The organism is Enterobacter sp. CC120223-11 (genome assembly GCF_900215375.1).
Taxonomy (GTDB): domain Bacteria; phylum Pseudomonadota; class Gammaproteobacteria; order Enterobacterales; family Enterobacteriaceae; genus Scandinavium.
Genome location: NZ_OBEF01000017.1, coordinates 67,124 through 84,485, shown reverse-complemented (window position 1 = coordinate 84,485; position 17,362 = coordinate 67,124). Strand labels below are relative to the sequence as shown.

Sequence of the window (17,362 nt, the reverse complement as noted above, 5' to 3'; positions counted from 1 at the left end):
ACTGATCAGCGCCCACGTCGTGGAAATTTAATCCACGCCTTCACGCCCGGCCCGGGCTTGCGGTTATGCAAAAAGAACTGCGCATCGTGCAGCTGCGCGATGCGGGTGACGATACTCAGGCCAAGCCCAATGCCGCCGTAGCGGCTGTCCATCCGCACGAATGCTCTACTGAGCTCGCCGCTTTTGGCTTCATCGATCCCCGGCCCTTCGTCCTCTACCGCCAGAATGCCTGCTTCAACCAGAATCGTAATGGTGGAGTTTTCCGGGCTGTAGCGATGGGCGTTTTCCACCAGGTTTCGTACCAGCACCCGCAGCAGCGTGGCGTCGCCGGACACGGTGACTTCATGTTCTTCAGACGGTAATTTCAGACTCTGGCCGCGCAGGCTCAGCATTGTTTCCAGTTCATCCTGAATGGGTTCGAGCACTTCCTTCACTAGCGGCACCTGCTGGTAGCTGCCCGCAGAAAACGACTGCCCCACGCGCGCCAGCTGTAGCAGCTGAGAAATGCTCTGCGTCATCTGATCGAGGCGCTGCAAAAGCGGGTCCACCATCACGCTGTGGGATTTCGCCATCAGCTCCAGGTGCAGGCGCAGCCCGGAAAGCGGCGTGCGCAGCTCATGGGCGACGTCGGCGGTGAACAGTCGTTCGCGTTCCAGGGTCAGGTTCAGACGTTCGACCAGCTGATTGATAGCCGAAGTGACGGCGTCCACTTCGCTGACGGACTGCGGCAGTTCAATGGGTTTGAGATTATCCGGCGTGCGGCTGTTCAGCTCCTGCTGCAAATCGGACAGCGGGCGGGTGATACGCTTCACCGCCTGCAGGCAAATCCACAGCGCCAGGCCGACGATAAGCATGCTGGGGATCAGCAGGCTGGCAACGGCCTCCCGCACTTCGTGTTCAATATGCTTGTGATTGTTGTGCCCTTCGAGCGCGCTTTGTACCAGCAACTGGATCTGTTCCTGGCTTTCGTGCCACAGCCAGAAGACGCTGATGACCTGACAAACCAGCAGAATGGTGGCGATGGTCAGCAGCAGCTGGCGGCGCATGGTCCACTGGATTTTGGGAAGCGTCGGCAGATTCATTTACGCGTCCTCGCTGGTTTTCACCAGCATGTAGCCGAAGCCGCGCACGGTACGAATGCGTGATTTACCGATTTTGTCGCGCAGGTTGTGGATATGCACTTCCAGCGTGTTGGTCGAAGGCTCGTTATCCCAGCTGTAAATATCGTTGTAGAGCACCTCCCGGTGCACCGGGCTGCCCGCTTTGGCCATCAGGCGTGAGAGCAGGGCGTACTCTTTTGGCGTCAATTCAAGTGGTGCTTCGCCAAGCGACACCAGGCGGCGAGTGACGTTGATGCGCAGGTCGCCAATGGCGATTTCGTTATCGCCCTGGTTGTTGTGGCGGCGAAGCAGGGCGCGCACGCGGGCGTTAAGCTCTTCCAGCGCAAAGGGCTTCACCAGATAGTCGTCGGCCCCGGTATCGAGGCCGGTGATGCGGTCTACTACGGTATCACGCGCGGTCAGGATCAGCACCGGCAGGGTGATTTTCTCCCGGCGAATACGGGCGAGGAAACTCAGTCCGTCCTCATCGGGCAAGCCGAGGTCGAGCACGATCAGGCTGTAATGCCCGCTGGCGAGGCACAGCGCCGCTTCGTGCGCGGTGGTTACTCCGTCGCACACGTAGCCTTCGCTTTGCATCGCGAGGATCAGTCCCTGTAACAGTAATGCATCGTCTTCCACTACCAGCACTTTCATTTACTTCGCTCCTCTGCACGGCGTCAGAATATCGTCGCTTGCCTGGTACTCTTTGGTGCTGACGCCCGCCAGGCCAAGCATGGTCGAGAACAGATTATCCTGCGAATAGGGGTTCGTCTGCGCGTCTTTTTTCAGACAGCCGTAATTCACGTTATAGCGCTGTTGATAGTCATCCGACAGCCAGATGAGCATCGGCACATGTTTTTGTGTATCGGGCGCAATAGAGTACGGCAGGCCATGCAGATACACCCCGTTCTCGCCAAGGGACTCACCGTGATCGGAGAGATACACCAGGCTTGTGGTGAAGCGGTTCTGCTTCGACTGTAATAACTTAATGGCCTTGTCGACAATATAATCGACGTTGATGATGGTGTTGTCATAAGTATTCACCAACTGCTCTTTGCTACAGTTCTGAATTTCATTGCTGTCGCAGGTCGGGCTGAACACCCGGCGGTCTTTCGGGTAGCGGTTGTAATAGGTCGGGCCGTGGCTGCCGATGGTGTGCAGGACGATCACGCCGTCGCCCTTCAGGTTATCGATGTACTCTTCAAGGCCGTGGAACAGCACGTCGTCGTAGCATTCGCCGTCGATGCACTGGCCCGGCAGGTTCAGGCGGTTCATGTCCTGGTGCGGCATGCGATCGCAGGCACCTTTGCATCCGCCGTCGTTTTCGTTCCATAGCACGTTCACGCCTGCGCGCTGAATCACGTCCAGCAATCCTTCCTGATGCTGCGCCAGCTGCTCATCATAGTGAGCGCGCGGCATGTTAGAGAACATGCAGGGCACGGATATTGCCGTGGCGGTGCCGCAGGAGGTGGTGTTCGGGAAATAAACCACGTCGTCCTGCTTCAGGCGCGGGTTGGTTTCACGGGCGTAGCCACCGAGGGAGAAGTTCTCCGCGCGGGAGGTTTCACCGAGCACCAGAATCGTCAGATTGCGACGCGGGCCGTTTCTCATTTCTGGCTTCAGGGTGGCATCTTCGCCAATGCGTACCAGCGGCAGGTGTGCCAGACGGTTGTGAGAGTACCAGGAGTTGACGGCGACGATGCTGTTTGACGGGTTGATGGATTTCACCAGCTCCTTGTTGTTGCGAAACAGCGAGGCGTAATCTTTGTAAAACAGCAGCGCGACGGCCACGATGATCAGCGCCGATACCACAATGCTGCTCACGCGCAGTGCCAGACTACGCAGAGGGCTGGCCGGTTTTTTCACCTTGATCCACCAGGCAACGATGACCGCCAGCAGGCCAGTGATGGCCAGCGTCAGCACCATTTTCGTCGACATCAGGGCAAAGCTTTCGGCGGGCGTAGTGTCGATGATATTGGTGATCATTGACCGGTCGATAATGACGCCGAAGGTCATGATGAAGTACTGCGCGGAGGCGCTCAGCAGGATAAACAGGCTGATGGCCAGCCGGTCGAGCCACAGCAGTGAGGCCAGCGTCACCAGAATATTGATGATACAGAACAGCACCAGCGGCATGGTGGCATACACCAGCGTGTTATGCAGGGAATCGACCGGCAGCAGTGAGAATGCCTGCTTAAAGAAGGCGATGTTCAGGAACAGCGCGATATAAGCGGCAAACAGCATCAGGTAGAAAACGTGCCCCATCGCCGGGCGACGCGGTGAAAAACGTGACATCAGGGATCATCCAAAAGACTAAGATGACGGTATGATGACAATTGAGTTTTAAGACAACCTTAAGAACTTAAGGAATCGGCCCGACGGAGGATGCCGGGCACCTAGAGCTAACCTAGCGCCTGCACGGCCTGTTCCAGCGCCTCGCGTAGCAGGTGTCGGTCGTGACGGTAGCGAATATCGCTGGCCTCCAGCGGCACCTGAATGACCACGCGGTCTTCCATGCCTGAGACGTCCACCTTTGGCCCGACAACCACGGCATCAATCACCGGTTTGCCAACGTAATGCTCCATGAGCTCCAGCTTGTCCTTCAGCGACAGGCTGGCGGCAGCGGGGCTGAGCTCTTTGCCAAGGTTACCGATATAGACCATTGGGGCAGGCGTTCTGCGCAAAGCCTTCGCCATCTCATCCAGCAGCAGAATGGGCATCAGGCTGGTGTAGAAACTGCCCGGGCCAATCAGAATTAAATCCGCCTCGGCAATGGCCTGTACTGCCTCGCGGGTGGCGGGGACCGACGGCGTCAGCATCAGCTCTTTCGGGGCGACCTTGAGCAGATCGATATTGACCTCGCCATAGATTTCATGGCCTTCATCGTCAATCGCCATCAGATCCACCGGCACTTCTGACATAGGGATCAGGGAAGCGTCCACTTTCAGCAGATTTCTGATTAAATTGATGGCTTCGAGAGGCCGTACGCTCAGGTGGTCCAGCGACTTTAACATCAGATTTCCGAGGTTATGCCCGGAAAGTTCACCGTTACCGCCAAAACGATATTCAAACATCGCCGAAGCGACGCTCGGTTCGGTGATCAGCTGATTAAGGCAGTTGCGCATGTCCCCCCAGGCAATCCCGCCTTCGGAGCGACGGATGCGGCCCGTGGAGCCGCCGTTATCAGTGGTGGTGACAATACCTGTCAGGCGCGAACCCAGTGAGGAGAGGGAAGACATCACTCGCCCCAGGCCGTGGCCACCGCCGAGGGCGACGACGCGGTCAAGATCCGCAAAAGTACGATTGCGCATAGTATTCCTTATCAGAAACGATCGCTCTGAGCTTAGCGTAACTACTCCTAAAAGACGATCATCGGATCCTGTCAAAATGACGCATATCAATGCAAAAGCAGGATTTTTGCGTATTCTGTAGCGAAACTGCACGATAGTGCCGCTATATATAAGATTATATAGCGAAAGTGCAAAATGGCGAAAGCGTCATTTACGCGCTACTATCGGCATAACCTGCTTCTGAATCAGAAGCGACACTCTAGCCCTTGTGCCTAAGTCTGAGGATATGGCGCACTGGCCGTGACGATGTCACCAGGGTACAGGAAGAAATGACTGTGCCTCCCGTATCTGGAAAGGTGTATGGCCCCACAACTAACCGATGCTTTCGCGCGCAAGTTCTACTATTTGCGTCTGTCGATTACCGACGTGTGCAACTTCCGTTGCACCTATTGCCTGCCCGACGGCTACAAGCCCGGTGCGGTCAGCAACAACGGTTTCCTCTCCGTCGATGAAATTCGCCGCGTGACCCGTGCGTTTTCCGCTATGGGCACGGAAAAAGTGCGCCTGACCGGCGGGGAGCCTTCACTGCGCCGTGATTTCACCGACATCATTGCCGCCGTGCGTGAAAACGACGCCATTCGTCAGCTTGCGGTCACCACCAACGGGTACCGACTCGCGCGCGATGCGCAAAGCTGGCGCGATGCCGGGCTGACTCACGTCAACGTCAGCGTCGACAGCCTCGACGCCCGGCAGTTTCACGCCATCACCGGGCAGGACAAATTTCAGCAGGTGATGGACGGCATTGATGCCGCCTTCGCCGCCGGGTTTGCCAAAGTGAAGGTCAACACCGTGTTGATGCGCGACGTGAACCATCATCAGTTAGACACCTTCCTCGAGTGGATCAAACCGCGCCCCATTCAGCTGCGCTTCATCGAACTGATGGAAACGGGCGAGGGCAGCGAACTGTTCCGCAAACACCACATCTCCGGCATGGTGCTGCGCGATGAGCTGCTCAAACGCGGCTGGATCCACCAGATTCGAAGCCGCAGCGACGGCCCGGCGCAGGTCTTCTGCCACCCCGATTACGCCGGGGAAATTGGCCTTATCATGCCCTATGAAAAAGACTTCTGCGCCAGCTGCAATCGCCTGCGCGTCTCGTCCACGGGTAAACTGCACCTGTGCCTGTTCGGCGACGGCGGCGTGGATCTTCGCGATCTGCTCACCGACGATGCGCAGCAGCCTGAGCTGGAAACGCGTATTTCAGGCGCATTAGCGCAGAAAAAGCAGACCCATTTCCTGCATCAGGGCGACACCGGTATTACCCAAAATCTGTCCTACATCGGCGGCTGAGCCGTTCAAAGAATATGGAGGTTTACCATGAGTCAGGTCAGTGCTGAATTTATGCCGACCCGTATCGCTATTCTTACCGTCTCCAGCCGTCGCGGCGAAGAGGACGACACGTCCGGGCACTATCTGCGGGACGCTGCTCACGATGCGGGCCACACCATCGTCGATAAAGCCATCGTCAAAGAGAACCGCTACGCCATTCGCGCCCAGGTTTCCGCGTGGATTGCCCGTGATGACGTGCAGGTGGTGCTGATTAACGGCGGCACAGGTTTTACCGACGGCGATCAGGCCCCGGAAGCGCTGCGCCCGCTGTTTGACCGTGAAGTGGAAGGCTTTGGCGAAGTATTCCGCATGCTCTCCTTCGAAGAGATTGGCACCTCAACGCTGCAATCCCGCGCTATCGCAGGCGTGGCGAATAATACGTTGATTTTTGCCATGCCGGGTTCAACCAAAGCCTGCCGTACCGCATGGGAAAACATCATCGCGCCGCAGCTTGATGCGCGCACCCGCCCGTGCAACTTCCACCCTCATTTAAAGAAATAAGCCATGTCACAACTGACGCATATCAACGCCGCTGGCGAAGCCCATATGGTGGACGTCTCCGCCAAAGCGGAAACGGTGCGCGAAGCCCGTGCCGAAGCTTTCGTTACCATGCTGCCGGAAACGCTCACCATGATTATCGACGGCAGCCACCACAAAGGTGACGTCTTCGCCACCGCCCGTATTGCAGGCATTCAGGCGGCGAAAAGAACCTGGGATCTGATCCCATTATGCCATCCGCTGATGCTCAGCAAGGTGGAGGTGAATTTACAAGCGCAGCCGGAACACAACCGGGTGCGTATCGAATCGCTGTGCCGCCTGACCGGCAAAACCGGCGTCGAAATGGAAGCGCTCACCGCCGCATCAGTGGCGGCGCTGACCATCTACGACATGTGCAAAGCGGTACAAAAAGATATGGTGATTGGCCCGCTGCGCCTGCTGGCGAAAAGCGGCGGCAAATCCGGAGACTTCAGGGCAGAAGCTGATGATTAAGATTTTATTTTTCGCCCAGGTGCGCGAACTGGTCGGCACGGATTCTCTGTCGCTGGACACCCAGGCGACCACCGTTGAAGCACTGCGTCAGCAGCTGGCTGCTCAGGGTTCCCGCTGGGCGCTGGCGCTGGAAGAGGGCAAACTGCTCACCGCCGTAAACCAGACGCTCGTTGAGAGTTCACACGCCATCAAAGAGGGTGACGAAGTGGCATTCTTCCCGCCGGTAACGGGAGGCTGATGATGAGTGAGACTTTAATTCGCGTCACTCCCGATCGCTTTAACGTCGGCACGGAATACGACTGGCTGGCGGAGCGCGACGAAGACGGTGCGGTGGTCACCTTCACCGGGAAAGTGCGCAATCACAACCTCGGCGACAGCGTGAAAGCCCTGACGCTGGAGCACTATCCAGGCATGACGGAAAAGGCGCTGGCAGAAATTGTTGAAGAAGCGCGAGGCCGCTGGCGTTTAGGCCGCGTGTTGGTGATTCATCGCATCGGCGAAATGTGGCCGGGCGAAGAGATTGTGTTCGTCGGCGTCACCAGCGTCCACCGGGGCAGCGCGTTTGCCGCCGGGGAGTTCATCATGGATTACCTGAAAACCCGCGCGCCGTTCTGGAAACGCGAAGCGACGCCGGAGGGTGACCGCTGGGTGGAGTCCCGCGAAAGTGACCAGGAAGCGGCAAAGCGCTGGTAAAAAACGTTTTTCAGACTTGCTCGATCCGGGCATGTGATACGCTTACATTACACCCACTTTTCAGAGGTATTCATCATGGACCGATACACGCGTCCCGATTCAATCGTGCAGGCGCGCTCTGGCCTGCAAACCTACATGGCGCAGGTTTACGGCTGGATGACCTGCGGGCTGCTGCTGACGGCGTTCGTTGCGTGGTTTGCGGCGAGCACGCCCGCGGTGATGATGTTCGTCTTCTCCAGCAAAATCACCTTCTTTGGCCTGATCATCGCCCAGCTGGCGCTGGTCTTTGTGCTTTCGGGCATGGTGCAGCGTCTGAGTGCAGGCGTCGCCACCACGCTGTTTATGCTCTATTCAGCGCTAACGGGCCTGACGCTTTCCAGTATTTTCCTTGCCTACACATACAGCTCCATTGCCAGCACCTTTATCGTGACGGCGGGGATGTTCGGCGCAATGAGCCTCTACGGTTACACCACGAAGCGCGACTTAACCGGCATGGGCAAAATGCTGTTTATGGCGCTGATTGGTATCGTCCTGGCGTCGCTGGTGAACATCTGGCTGAAAAGCACGCCGCTGATGTGGGCAGTGACCTATATCGGCGTGGTGGTGTTCGTTGGCCTGACGGCGTATGACACCCAGAAGCTGAAAATGATTGGCGAGCAGATTGATACCCGCGACAGCAGCAACCTGCGCAAGTACGCCATTCTCGGCGCGCTGACCCTGTACCTCGACTTCATCAACCTGTTCCTGATGCTGCTGCGCATCATGGGCAATCGTCGCTAATGACTCGCGCCCCTCTCCCGAGATGGGAAAGGGGCGCTGTTTTAGAATTTTCCCTTCTGGCTCATTACCTTCTGCTCAATCAGATAGCGGTCATGAAGCAGAATTATCCTGCTTCACCCAGATGAGCTTATTCACCGGGAAGTGATGCGCTCTGGCAATCTCAAGGTATTTCACTCTGATGTCCGCCGGGATGTCCGGCGTGCGGGAGAGGATCCATAGGTAATCGCGACTCTGTCCGGCCACCAGCGCATATTTATAGTCCGGATCGATAGCAATGACGTTATATCCCGCGTAAAACGGCCCGAAGAACGAGACTTTCAGTGCAGCCACGTCCTCAGGACCATTGAATTTCGCTTTCCCTTCGCTCTGCTTCCATTTCATCTTCTGCGGATCGTACCCGCGATTAATGACCTGAATGGAACCGTCATCGTTCATCGAATATTGCGCAGTGACGTTGTTCAGTCCACGTTCGAAATAATAATCGAATCGCGCAATTTCATACCATTTGCCGAGATAACGTCCGGCATCAAAATTGTGAACGGGCTGAATGCCCTCGGGCAAGCCCGGAGAGCGGCAGGCCGCCAGTGCTATCAAGGCGGTAAATCCTGTCGCAACGTGCCATAGCTTCATGTTTGTCTCCTTCCTGAAGATGTTTGTTCAACCTGAGAGGCGCTCACTCGGCCAGCGCCTTCTGATTCTTCGCTTTCAGCTTCTTTGCCCGGCCCTCAAGCCACAGATACCCCACCGTCGCCAGTGCCAGCGGAATAAAGAAATAGAGCAGACGATAGGCCAGCAGCGCCGCAATGATGGTGCCCTGTGAAGCATGTTCGCCTGAGAGCAGCGCAATAAATACCGCCTCCAGTACGCCAATGCCCGCGGGAATATGCACGATGACGCCAGCAATACTGCTGACCAGCAGTACGCCGAGTACAAAGAAATAGTGCACTTGCTGGCCGAGCAACAGCCAGATAATGGCCCCCATCGCCATCCAGTTGGCGCTGGAAATCAGCATCTGCAGCAGGGCGAAGCGCCACGACGGCAGAACCAATTTTTGCCCTTTAATCGTCAGATGGCGGCGTTTCGCGAACGCGCAGGCCCACAGATAGACGGCAATAAACAGTAACAGCGCGCCGCCGATAAGCCGCAGCGTGCCGTCGCGGATATACCAGTGTGCGGGGAGTTCGACCACGCCGATGGAGAAAATCACTCCGCCGAGCAGAATGTAGCCGAGCCAGTTGGTGGCAATGCTTAGCGAGAAGATTCGGGTGATGGTGCTGCCGGGCAACCCCAGACGCGAATAGAGCCGGTAGCGCATGCCGATGCCGCCGACCCAGGTGCTGAGGGTCAGATTGAAGGCGTAGCAGATGCAGGACACCAGCATGACCTGCCGCTTCGCAAGCTTATGGCCGCAGTAAACCCGCCCCAGCAAATCGTAACAGCCGTAGATCAGATAGCTGACGATGGTCAGCGCCACCGCGCCAAGCAGCGCGGCGCGATCGTAATTGCGAATGATCTTCCACACTTCCTGCCAGTCGACCTTTTGGGCGTAAACCACCAGCAGCACGGCCACGGCGAGGAAAAAAAGCCAGGTGAGGATCTTTTTAGCCAGACGCCAGCGAGGATGAGCATGAGACATCAGGGTTTCACCCCCGGGTTTTCAGGTTCTGCGCGATCTTGTGTGTCAGTCATGGATTGCCTGTGCGGCTGCACCTGCGCCAGACGGGGCGTATGCGCAGGTAGCCAGCCGACCACCGCCGGGAAATGGCGCAGGAAGTGGAACGCCAGCACGCTTTTGGTCAGGTTCCACCAGCTGCGTTTCGGGACCATCGTCTCGTCCACCTGCTGACAATCCTGCGCAAGGATGCCGTGAAGATTCTCCCTCAGGGTGTGGTTGAAGGCGCGATCGTGAATGATGAGGTTCGCCTCCAGGTTCAGCGACAGGCTGAGCGGATCGAGGTTGCTGGAGCCGACCGTCACCCAGTGTTCGTCCATCAGCGCCACTTTGCCGTGTAGCGGGCGGCGCTGGTACTCGTAAATCTGCACGCCGCCTTTGAGCAGATAACGGTAAAGCAGCCGCGCCCCGACTTTCACAATCGGCATGTCCGGTTCACCCTGAACCACCAGTTTGACCGAAACGCCACGACGCGCGGTGTTGCGGATGGCGTGCAGCAGCCGGTAGCCGGGGAAGAAATAGGCGTTGGCAATAATGACTTCCCGCTTCGCGTTGGCGAGCATCTTCAGGTAATGGCGCTCGATATCGTCACGGTGTTCGTGATTATCACGCCAGACGAACAGCGCCTGCGCCTCGCCGGGCGTGCGGTTTTCTTCCGGGCGATGGCGGCGTCGCCAGAAGCGGCGCGTTTCGGCGTGGCCGGGCAGGTTTTCCAGCTCGAACAGCAGAATGTCCTGCACCACCGGCCCTTCAACGCGCACGGCATAATCCTGTTTCGCCTCCGGGCCGTAGTCTGCCAGGTGATCGGCGGAGTAGTTAATGCCGCCAACAAACGCCACCGAGCCGTCTATCACCACAATCTTCCTGTGCATCCGGCGGAAGAGATTGGTACGCATGCCGAACAGGCGAGGGCGCGGATCGTAATAGCGGAACACCACGCCCGCCCCGGTCAGTTCGCCAACGAAGCGCTCGCTGAGGTCCGGCGAGCCGTAGCCGTCCAGCAGCACCTCAACGCTGACGCCTCTCTGTGCGGCTTTCAGCAGCGCGTCATGCAGCTGCCAGCCCACGCTGTCCTCAAACCAGATAAAGGTTTCAAGAATGATTTTACGTTCAGCTTTCTCAATGGCGCTAAACACGGCGGGATAGTACTGCTCGCCGTTCTCCAGGAGCTGAATCTGATTGCCTTCGCGCCAGCCGCATTTCATAGGTGGATCTCCGCGCTGAGCGGCGCATGGTCGGATAAATGTCGCCACTCCCGCAGCGGGAGCGTCATCGGGTGGCTGGCTCGTGCGTTTTTTACGTAAATTCTGTCGAGGCGAAGCAGCGGAAAGCGAACCGGGAAAGTGCGCACCGGACGGCCGTTTGCCGCAGTAAAAATCTCCTGCAGCCCGGCATCTCGCTGTAAGGGCTGATTGGCCCGCTGACGCCAGTCGTTAAAATCGCCAGCGACCAGCACGGGTTCGCCTTCCGGCAGGCCGTTTATCCACTCGCTGAGCATGGTCAGCTGAGCCTGACGGTGCGCCTCGCGCAGCCCAAGATGCACGCAGATAACGTGAACGACGGTGGTTAGCTCCGGCGGCTCGATGCGGCAGTAAAGCAGCCCGCGCTTTTCGCTTTCGCCGACGGAAATATCGCGATTCTCATAATGCGCAATGGGAAAGCGCGACAGCACAGCATTGCCGTGATGGCCTTCGGGATAGACCGCGTTGCGCCCGTAGGCGTAATCCTGCCACAGCGTATCGGCGAGAAATTCATAGTGGCTGGTGTTCGGCCAGTTCTCAACGCGCAGCGACCAGGCGTCGTGTGCGCCAAGCACTTCCTGCAGGCAGACGATATCCGCGCCGACGGCGCGAACCGCGTCGCGAAGCTCGGGTAAAATGAAGCGACGATTAAAAGCGGTGAACCCTTTGTGGGTATTGATCGTCAAAATTTTTAATGAAAAAGGGTGCGACGAATGAGTCATATTTTTCCTGTTCGCATCACTGTCCTGAATAAAATAGTGTAGTAGGCGTCACAAAAAGGTGCGGTGTTACGGAATTTTCCGTAAAGTCCGGTACTCTCAGTTACAGTTGAAAATGCTTCGGGGGAACGGACATGAAGTGGCAACAACGAATTCGTGTCGCAACAGGCCTTAGCTGCTGGCAGATTGTTTTGCATTTGCTGGTGGTTGCTGCGCTTGTTTTGGGATGGATGAGCGGGGCGCTGGTCCGCGTGGGATTAGGGCTCTGTGCGCTTTATGCGTTGACGGTGATTTTCATGCTGGCGCTCCAGCGCCACCACGATGCGCGCTGGCGTGAGATAGGCGACTTTCTCGAAGAGCTGACCACCACCTGGTATTTCGGGGCGGCGGTGATCGTCCTGTGGCTGCTGTCGCGGGTGCTGCACAACAACCTGCTGCTGGCCCTGGCCGGCGTGGTGATCCTGGCCGGGCCTGCGCTGCTGTCGCTGCTCACCAAAGACAAAAAGCTACGCAACGTTACGCCGAAACATCGCGTACGCCACTGAGCCCGTCGTGGCCGCTATCACCAGCAGCGGCCACAAACTTCCCCAAATAATGTCAAAACTCGCATCCTTCAGGTAAATCTGCTTGGTAATGTCCGTAAAGTGACGAATCGGGTTAATCCAGGTCACGTCCTGTAGCCACACCGGCATGTTCTCCACGGGCGATACGTACCCCGAGAGCAGAATCGCGGGCATCATAAACACAAACACCCCGATAAACGCCTGCTGCTGCGTTTCGCACAGCGAGGAGATCAGCAACCCGAAGCCCACCAATGAGAGTCCGTACACCAGCATGGTGAAGTAAAAGAGCAAAAGCGATCCGGCAAAGGGGATCTGATAGGCAAAAATCCCTACCGCCAACACGATGCTGGCCTGGAAGGTGGCGACAATTAGCGCAGGAACCGCTTTGCCGACGAAAATTTGCCAGGTTGCGAGCGGCGATACTAAAAGCTGATCGAGCGTGCCCTGTTCGCGCTCGCGGGCGACGGACAGCGACGTCACAATCATCACGCCGATGGTAGTGATCATCGCAATCAGCGACGGCACCACAAACCACTTGTAGTCCAGATTCGGGTTGTACCAGTTACGCACCACCAGCTCGCTGTTGTTCGGCTTCGGCTTGCCCTCAATCAGCTCCTGCTGATAATCCTCCACGATGCGTTGCAGGTAGTTGGCGGCAATCTGTGCGCTGTTTGAGTTGCGTCCGTCGAGCAGGAGCTGCATTGGCGCGGTCTGCCCGCTGTCGAGATTGCGCGAGAAATCCGACGGGAAGCGCACCACCAGCAGGGATTTCTGCGTGTCGATGGTGGGCTGGATTTCCTGCGGGCTGCGCAGGAGGAGCACGTGGGTGAACGCCTTCGCGCGGGCAAAGCGCTGGGTCAGCTCGACGGCATGTTTGCCGCTGTCCTCGTTGTAAATGGCGATGGTGGCGTTGGTCACCTCAAGCGTGGCGGCGAACGGGAACAACAGCACCTGAATCAGCACCGGCATGATCAGAATGGCGCGGGTCTGCGGCTCGCGCAGCAGCGACTGTAGCTCTTTGCGGATCAGCGTCCATAAACGATGAAACATGGATTCTCCTTAGTCCAGCCTACGCTTGGTTTTCAGCCACGTCAGGCCGATAAACATCACCGCCGAGGCAATCAAAAACAGCGTGTTCACCATCAGCACCACCGGGATGTTCCCGGCGAGAAACAGGCTTTGCAGCGTGCTAACGAAATAGCGGGCCGGGATCACATACGTTACCGCACGAATCGCGGCGGGCATGCTGTCTATCTGGAAAATAAACCCGGACAGCATAATCGACGGTAAAAACGCCGCGTTCAGCGCGACTTGGGCGGCGTTGAACTGATTGCGGGTGATGGTGGAGATCAGTAGCCCCATACCCAGCGTGCTCAGCAAAAACAGGCTGGTTATTAAAAACAGCACCAGCAGCGAGCCGCGGTAGGGCACGCCCATGATGAACACCGACACCAGCATGCACAGCCCCATCGCCAGCATGCCGAGGAAGTAGTAGGGGATGAGCTTGCACAGCAGCAGCTCGGCGCGAGTGACTTCGGTGGAAAGCAGGGCCTCCATTGTGCCGCGCTCCCACTCGCGGGCGACCACCAGCGAAGTCAGGATCGCGCCGATCACCGTCATGATGATTGTGATCGCCCCTGGAATAATAAAGTGCTGGCTGATGGCCGCCGGGTTGAACCAGTAGCGCAGCTGCACGTCAATCAGCGGCTCGAAGGATTCGCCTCTGTCCTCCGCCCGCTGCATCTGCCAGATTTGCCATATTCCCTGCACGTAGCCCTGCACGAAGTTGGCGGTATTCGGCTCGCTGCCGTCGGTGATGACCTGCAACGGCGCGGTGTCGCCCGCGCGGTTCATCTGGGCGGCGAAGTTCACCGGGATCACCACCAGGCCGCGAATTTTCCCGGCCTGCATTTTCTGGATAAGCTCCTGACGGTTGTCGCTGAGCGTGGCGTCAATATAGGGTGAACCGGTCATAGTGTGGGCGAAGTCCAGCGCCTCTTCGCTTTGCTGCTCGAGCAGAATGCCGACGCGCAGCTTGCTGGAGTCGAGGTTGATACCGTAGCCGAAGATAAACAGCAGCATCAGCGGGATCACCACGGCAATCAGCCAGCTGCTGGGGTCACGAACGATTTGACGCGTCTCTTTCACGCACAGGGCGCGCACGCGTCGCCAGGAGAGAACGCTACCGGACATCGTGATGCTCCTTATCCCAGTCGTTAATCAGCGTGATGAATGCCTGCTCCATGGTCGGGTCGGTGGTTTCCTCGTCGGCGGCCTGAGCCTTTAAATCATCCGGCGTGCCGCTGGCGATAAGCTTGCCGCGATAGACCAGGCCGATTCGGTCACAGTATTCGGCCTCATCCATAAAGTGGGTGGTGACCATCACGGTGACGCCTTTTTCGACCATGCTGTTGATATGCAGCCAGAACTCACGGCGGGTTATTGGGTCCACGCCGGAAGTGGGTTCGTCGAGAAACAGAATGTCCGGCTCGTGCATCAGGGAACAGGCCAGCGCCAGGCGCTGCTTATAGCCGAGCGGTAAATCGTCCGTCGCGTGGCTGCTGATGCTTTTCAGGCCGAACGCCTCGCTCATTTTGCCGATCTTCTCGTTCTGTGCGCTGCCGCGCAGGCCGTAGACGCCGGAGAAGAAACGCAGGTTTTGCTCGACCGTCAGGTTGCCGTAAAGCGAGAACTTTTGCGCCATGTAGCCCAGATGCTGGCGCGCCTTGCCGGAGCTGACTTTGAGATCCATATCCAGCACCAGCGCTCTGCCGGAAGTAGGCACCAGCAGGCCGCACATCATTTTGAAAGTGGTGGACTTGCCTGCGCCATTTGGCCCGAGCAGGCCGAAAATCTCCCCGCGCTTCACGGCAAAATTGACGTGGTCGGTGGCGGCGAAATCGCCAAATTTCTTGGTCAGCTCTTTGGCTTCAATCACCGTTTCGCCAGGCGTGCCGTCCACGGTGTGCAGAATGGCGGCCAGCGGTGACTCGGACGTGCCCGCGCCGCCTAACAGATCGATAAAAGCATCCTCGAAGCGCGGGGCAGTTTCCTCAATCTCAATCTCTGGCATGCCGTTGGCGTGGCGGATCTGTTCGGCGGTGGCCTCTTTGCTGAGGATAAGCCGCACCGAGCGGCCCTGAATCATGCCGTCGCTGACCTGCGGCAGCTTCAGCGCCCGCTGTAACAGCCGCCGGTTGTTTTCCGTCGGGCTGTTCATCAGGAAGCTGCGTCCGCGCATGGTGTCGGTCAGCGCTTTCGGTTCGCCCTGATAGAGCAATTCGCCTTCGTTCAGCAGCAGCACGTCGCGGCACTGTTCCGCTTCATCGAGATAGGAGGTGCTCCAGAGAATCAGCATGCCGTCGCCCGCCAGTTCATGCACCATCTGCCACAGTTCGCGGCGGGAGATGGGGTCTACGCCGACGCCGGGTTCATCAAGCAGCAGCACTTTCGGCTCGCCGACGAGAGTACAGGCGAGGCCGAGTTTCTGCTTCATACCGCCGGAGAGCTTGCCCGCCAGTCGCCCGGTGAACGGGCCAAGAGAGGTAAACTCAAGCAGCTTCGCGAAGGTTTTCTCCCGCTGTTCGCCGGTGACGCTGCGCAGATCGGCGTAAAGCTTCAGGTTTTCCATCACCGTCAGGTCTTCATACAGGCCAAACTTTTGCGGCATGTAGCCGAGCACCGCGTGCAGGGCGCTGTTGTCCTCAATCGGGTCGTAGCCGATGACGCTGACTTTGCCTTCGTCCGGTTTCAGCAGGCCCGCGAGCATGCGCATCAGCGTGGTTTTTCCTGCGCCGTCGGGGCCGACCAGCCCGGTGACATAGCCCGACTGAATGCGGCAGTCGAGCCGGGCGACCGCAGGTTTATCCATGCCCTCAAAGCGTTTGATAAGCCCCTCGAGCTTAATCACCGCCTCACTCATGCGCTTCTCCCTGCGCGTCTTTTTGCCCGAAACTGACGGTGACCGGCATCCCCTGACGCAGCGCGTCGTCGGCGTCGGTCACGATGATGCGAAGGCGATAAACCAGATCGGTACGCAGGTCAGGCGTTTCCACCGTTTTCGGCGTGAATTCGGCGGTGGGTGAGACGAAGCCGATTTTGCCGTGATAAGGCTTGTTCGGGCGACCGTCGGTGTAGAGCAGCAGCTCGCGGCCTGGCTGAGCCTGGTTCAGGTTGCTTTCATCAACGTAGGCGCGTACCCAGACCGGGCGAGTGAGGGAGAGCGTCAGCACTGTGCTGCCCGCGTTGAGCATGCTGCCGGGCTCTACGGCGCGGGTGAGAATGGTGCCGTCAGACGGGGCGAGAAGCGTTGTGTCCTGCAAATCCAGCTGCGATTGCGCAAGCTGTGCCTGAGCCTGTTCGAGGCTGGCCTTTGCCTGGGCGATTTCCTGTGGGCGGTTCCCGGCGTGGTACTGGCTGAGCTTATCCTGCGCTGATTTCAGCGTCGCCTGAGCCTGGTCACGGGCCGATTTAGCGTTTTCTAAATCGTTGGCGGAAACGGTGCGGCTTTTCCATAAACCCTGCTGACGCTGATAAAAGTTCTGCGCATAATCGTAGGCAGCCTTTGCCTGACCTACGGCGGCAGCGGCCTGGGCGATTTCTTCATCACGATAGCCTGCCACCAGCAAATCATATTTTGCCTGCGCCGCAGCCACGTTGGCTTTGGCCTGCATCAGGGCATTTTCATAGGGCACATGATCGAGTTCGCCGAGCGTCTGCCCGGCTTTCACCGCATCGCCTTCATCCACCTGTAATGCCTGCAAACGGCCTCCGACGCGGAAGCTCATATTCACGGTGCGGATATCCACATTGCCGTACAGCGTGAGGCCAGTATCCTTGCGGCTCTGATACCAGAATGCACCAGCGGCAATCGCCGCGACAATCAGCGCGACGGTCAGACCGAGGATGATGGGTTTCTTCATGAC

At 58.0% G+C, this 17,362-nt stretch carries 19 protein-coding genes and 1 riboswitch; of the genes, 7 read left to right on the top strand and 12 right to left on the bottom strand.

Annotated features, from left to right (window positions below):
- Positions 1 to 5: 5 nt before the first annotated feature.
- From pmrB to yvcK, 4 genes are all read right to left on the bottom strand, one after another.
- The gene (gene pmrB, locus CRO87_RS18060) at positions 6 to 1,082 is read right to left on the bottom strand and encodes a two-component system sensor histidine kinase PmrB (protein WP_097164314.1); all 1,077 of its coding nucleotides are present in this window, start codon (positions 1,080 to 1,082) and stop codon (positions 6 to 8) included.
- Positions 1,083 to 1,754: a two-component system response regulator PmrA gene (pmrA, locus tag CRO87_RS18055; RefSeq protein ID WP_097164313.1), complete on the bottom strand. Its 672-nt coding sequence runs from the start codon at positions 1,752 to 1,754 to the stop codon at positions 1,083 to 1,085. It lies immediately after the preceding gene.
- Positions 1,755 to 3,395, bottom strand: coding sequence for a phosphoethanolamine transferase EptA (eptA, locus tag CRO87_RS18050; RefSeq protein ID WP_097164312.1), 1,641 nt, complete (start codon positions 3,393 to 3,395; stop codon positions 1,755 to 1,757). It abuts the gene before it with no gap.
- Positions 3,396 to 3,502: 107 nt separating this feature from the next.
- Entirely contained in the window at positions 3,503 to 4,411 is a 909-nt protein-coding gene (gene yvcK / locus CRO87_RS18045; RefSeq protein WP_097164311.1) for a uridine diphosphate-N-acetylglucosamine-binding protein YvcK, read from the bottom strand.
- A gap of 222 nt (positions 4,412 to 4,633) precedes the next feature.
- Positions 4,634 to 4,765: riboswitch (molybdenum cofactor riboswitch) on the top strand.
- Here yvcK and moaA point away from each other — a divergent pair.
- From moaA to CRO87_RS18015, 6 genes are all read left to right on the top strand, one after another.
- The gene (gene moaA, locus CRO87_RS18040) at positions 4,751 to 5,740 is read left to right on the top strand and encodes a GTP 3',8-cyclase MoaA (RefSeq protein WP_097164310.1); all 990 of its coding nucleotides are present in this window, start codon (positions 4,751 to 4,753) and stop codon (positions 5,738 to 5,740) included. It overlaps the preceding riboswitch by 15 nt.
- A gap of 27 nt (positions 5,741 to 5,767) precedes the next feature.
- Positions 5,768 to 6,280 carry a molybdenum cofactor biosynthesis protein B gene (moaB, locus tag CRO87_RS18035; protein WP_097164309.1) on the top strand — a complete coding sequence of 171 codons (513 nt, stop codon included), beginning with the start codon at positions 5,768 to 5,770 and terminating at the stop codon, positions 6,278 to 6,280.
- 3 nt (positions 6,281 to 6,283) lie between these two features.
- The gene (gene moaC / locus CRO87_RS18030) at positions 6,284 to 6,769 is read left to right on the top strand and encodes a cyclic pyranopterin monophosphate synthase MoaC (protein ID WP_097164308.1); all 486 of its coding nucleotides are present in this window, start codon (positions 6,284 to 6,286) and stop codon (positions 6,767 to 6,769) included.
- Entirely contained in the window at positions 6,762 to 7,007 is a 246-nt protein-coding gene (moaD, locus tag CRO87_RS18025) for a molybdopterin synthase sulfur carrier subunit (protein WP_097164307.1), read from the top strand. The genes moaC and moaD overlap by 8 nt, the downstream gene beginning before the upstream one ends.
- Before the next feature lie 2 nt (positions 7,008 to 7,009).
- Positions 7,010 to 7,462 carry a molybdopterin synthase catalytic subunit MoaE gene (moaE, locus tag CRO87_RS18020; RefSeq protein ID WP_097164333.1) on the top strand — a complete coding sequence of 151 codons (453 nt, stop codon included), beginning with the start codon at positions 7,010 to 7,012 and terminating at the stop codon, positions 7,460 to 7,462.
- Positions 7,463 to 7,537: 75 nt separating this feature from the next.
- On the top strand, positions 7,538 to 8,242 hold the full coding sequence (locus tag CRO87_RS18015; protein WP_097164306.1) for a Bax inhibitor-1/YccA family protein: 705 nt from the start codon (positions 7,538 to 7,540) through the stop codon (positions 8,240 to 8,242).
- A gap of 90 nt (positions 8,243 to 8,332) precedes the next feature.
- On the opposite strand, the gene CRO87_RS18010 is transcribed toward CRO87_RS18015, so the two are convergent.
- Genes CRO87_RS18010 through CRO87_RS17995 form a run of 4 tightly spaced genes read right to left on the bottom strand, consistent with a single transcriptional unit; the run spans position 8,333 to position 11,877 of the window.
- Positions 8,333 to 8,872 (bottom strand): lipocalin family protein, encoded by a 540-nt coding sequence (locus CRO87_RS18010; protein WP_097164305.1) that lies wholly within the window; start codon positions 8,870 to 8,872, stop codon positions 8,333 to 8,335.
- 43 nt (positions 8,873 to 8,915) lie between these two features.
- Positions 8,916 to 9,878, bottom strand: coding sequence for a lysylphosphatidylglycerol synthase domain-containing protein (locus CRO87_RS18005; RefSeq protein WP_097164304.1), 963 nt, complete (start codon positions 9,876 to 9,878; stop codon positions 8,916 to 8,918).
- Positions 9,878 to 11,119 (bottom strand): cardiolipin synthase ClsB, encoded by a 1,242-nt coding sequence (gene clsB / locus CRO87_RS18000; protein ID WP_097164303.1) that lies wholly within the window; start codon positions 11,117 to 11,119, stop codon positions 9,878 to 9,880. The genes CRO87_RS18005 and clsB overlap by 1 nt, the downstream gene beginning before the upstream one ends.
- The gene (locus tag CRO87_RS17995; protein ID WP_097164302.1) at positions 11,116 to 11,877 is read right to left on the bottom strand and encodes an endonuclease/exonuclease/phosphatase family protein; all 762 of its coding nucleotides are present in this window, start codon (positions 11,875 to 11,877) and stop codon (positions 11,116 to 11,118) included. The genes clsB and CRO87_RS17995 overlap by 4 nt, the downstream gene beginning before the upstream one ends.
- 131 nt (positions 11,878 to 12,008) lie before the next feature.
- On the opposite strand from CRO87_RS17995, the gene CRO87_RS17990 reads away from it, so the two are divergent.
- Positions 12,009 to 12,419, top strand: a complete 411-nt coding sequence (locus CRO87_RS17990) for a YbhQ family protein (RefSeq protein ID WP_097164301.1) — start codon at positions 12,009 to 12,011, stop codon at positions 12,417 to 12,419.
- On the opposite strand, the gene CRO87_RS17985 is transcribed toward CRO87_RS17990, so the two are convergent.
- Genes CRO87_RS17985 through hlyD form a run of 4 tightly spaced genes read right to left on the bottom strand, consistent with a single transcriptional unit; the run spans position 12,381 to position 17,359 of the window.
- Positions 12,381 to 13,487 (bottom strand): ABC transporter permease, encoded by a 1,107-nt coding sequence (locus tag CRO87_RS17985; RefSeq protein ID WP_097164300.1) that lies wholly within the window; start codon positions 13,485 to 13,487, stop codon positions 12,381 to 12,383. The two genes, CRO87_RS17990 and CRO87_RS17985, sit on opposite strands and share 39 nt — an antisense overlap.
- Positions 13,488 to 13,496: 9 nt before the next feature.
- On the bottom strand, positions 13,497 to 14,630 hold the full coding sequence (locus CRO87_RS17980; RefSeq protein WP_097164299.1) for an ABC transporter permease: 1,134 nt from the start codon (positions 14,628 to 14,630) through the stop codon (positions 13,497 to 13,499).
- Positions 14,620 to 16,359: an ATP-binding cassette domain-containing protein gene (locus CRO87_RS17975; protein WP_097164298.1), complete on the bottom strand. Its 1,740-nt coding sequence runs from the start codon at positions 16,357 to 16,359 to the stop codon at positions 14,620 to 14,622. Before CRO87_RS17975 ends, CRO87_RS17980 begins: the two co-directional genes overlap by 11 nt.
- On the bottom strand, positions 16,352 to 17,359 hold the full coding sequence (hlyD, locus tag CRO87_RS17970) for a secretion protein HlyD (protein ID WP_097164297.1): 1,008 nt from the start codon (positions 17,357 to 17,359) through the stop codon (positions 16,352 to 16,354). Before hlyD ends, CRO87_RS17975 begins: the two co-directional genes overlap by 8 nt.
- Positions 17,360 to 17,362: the final 3 nt, after the last annotated feature.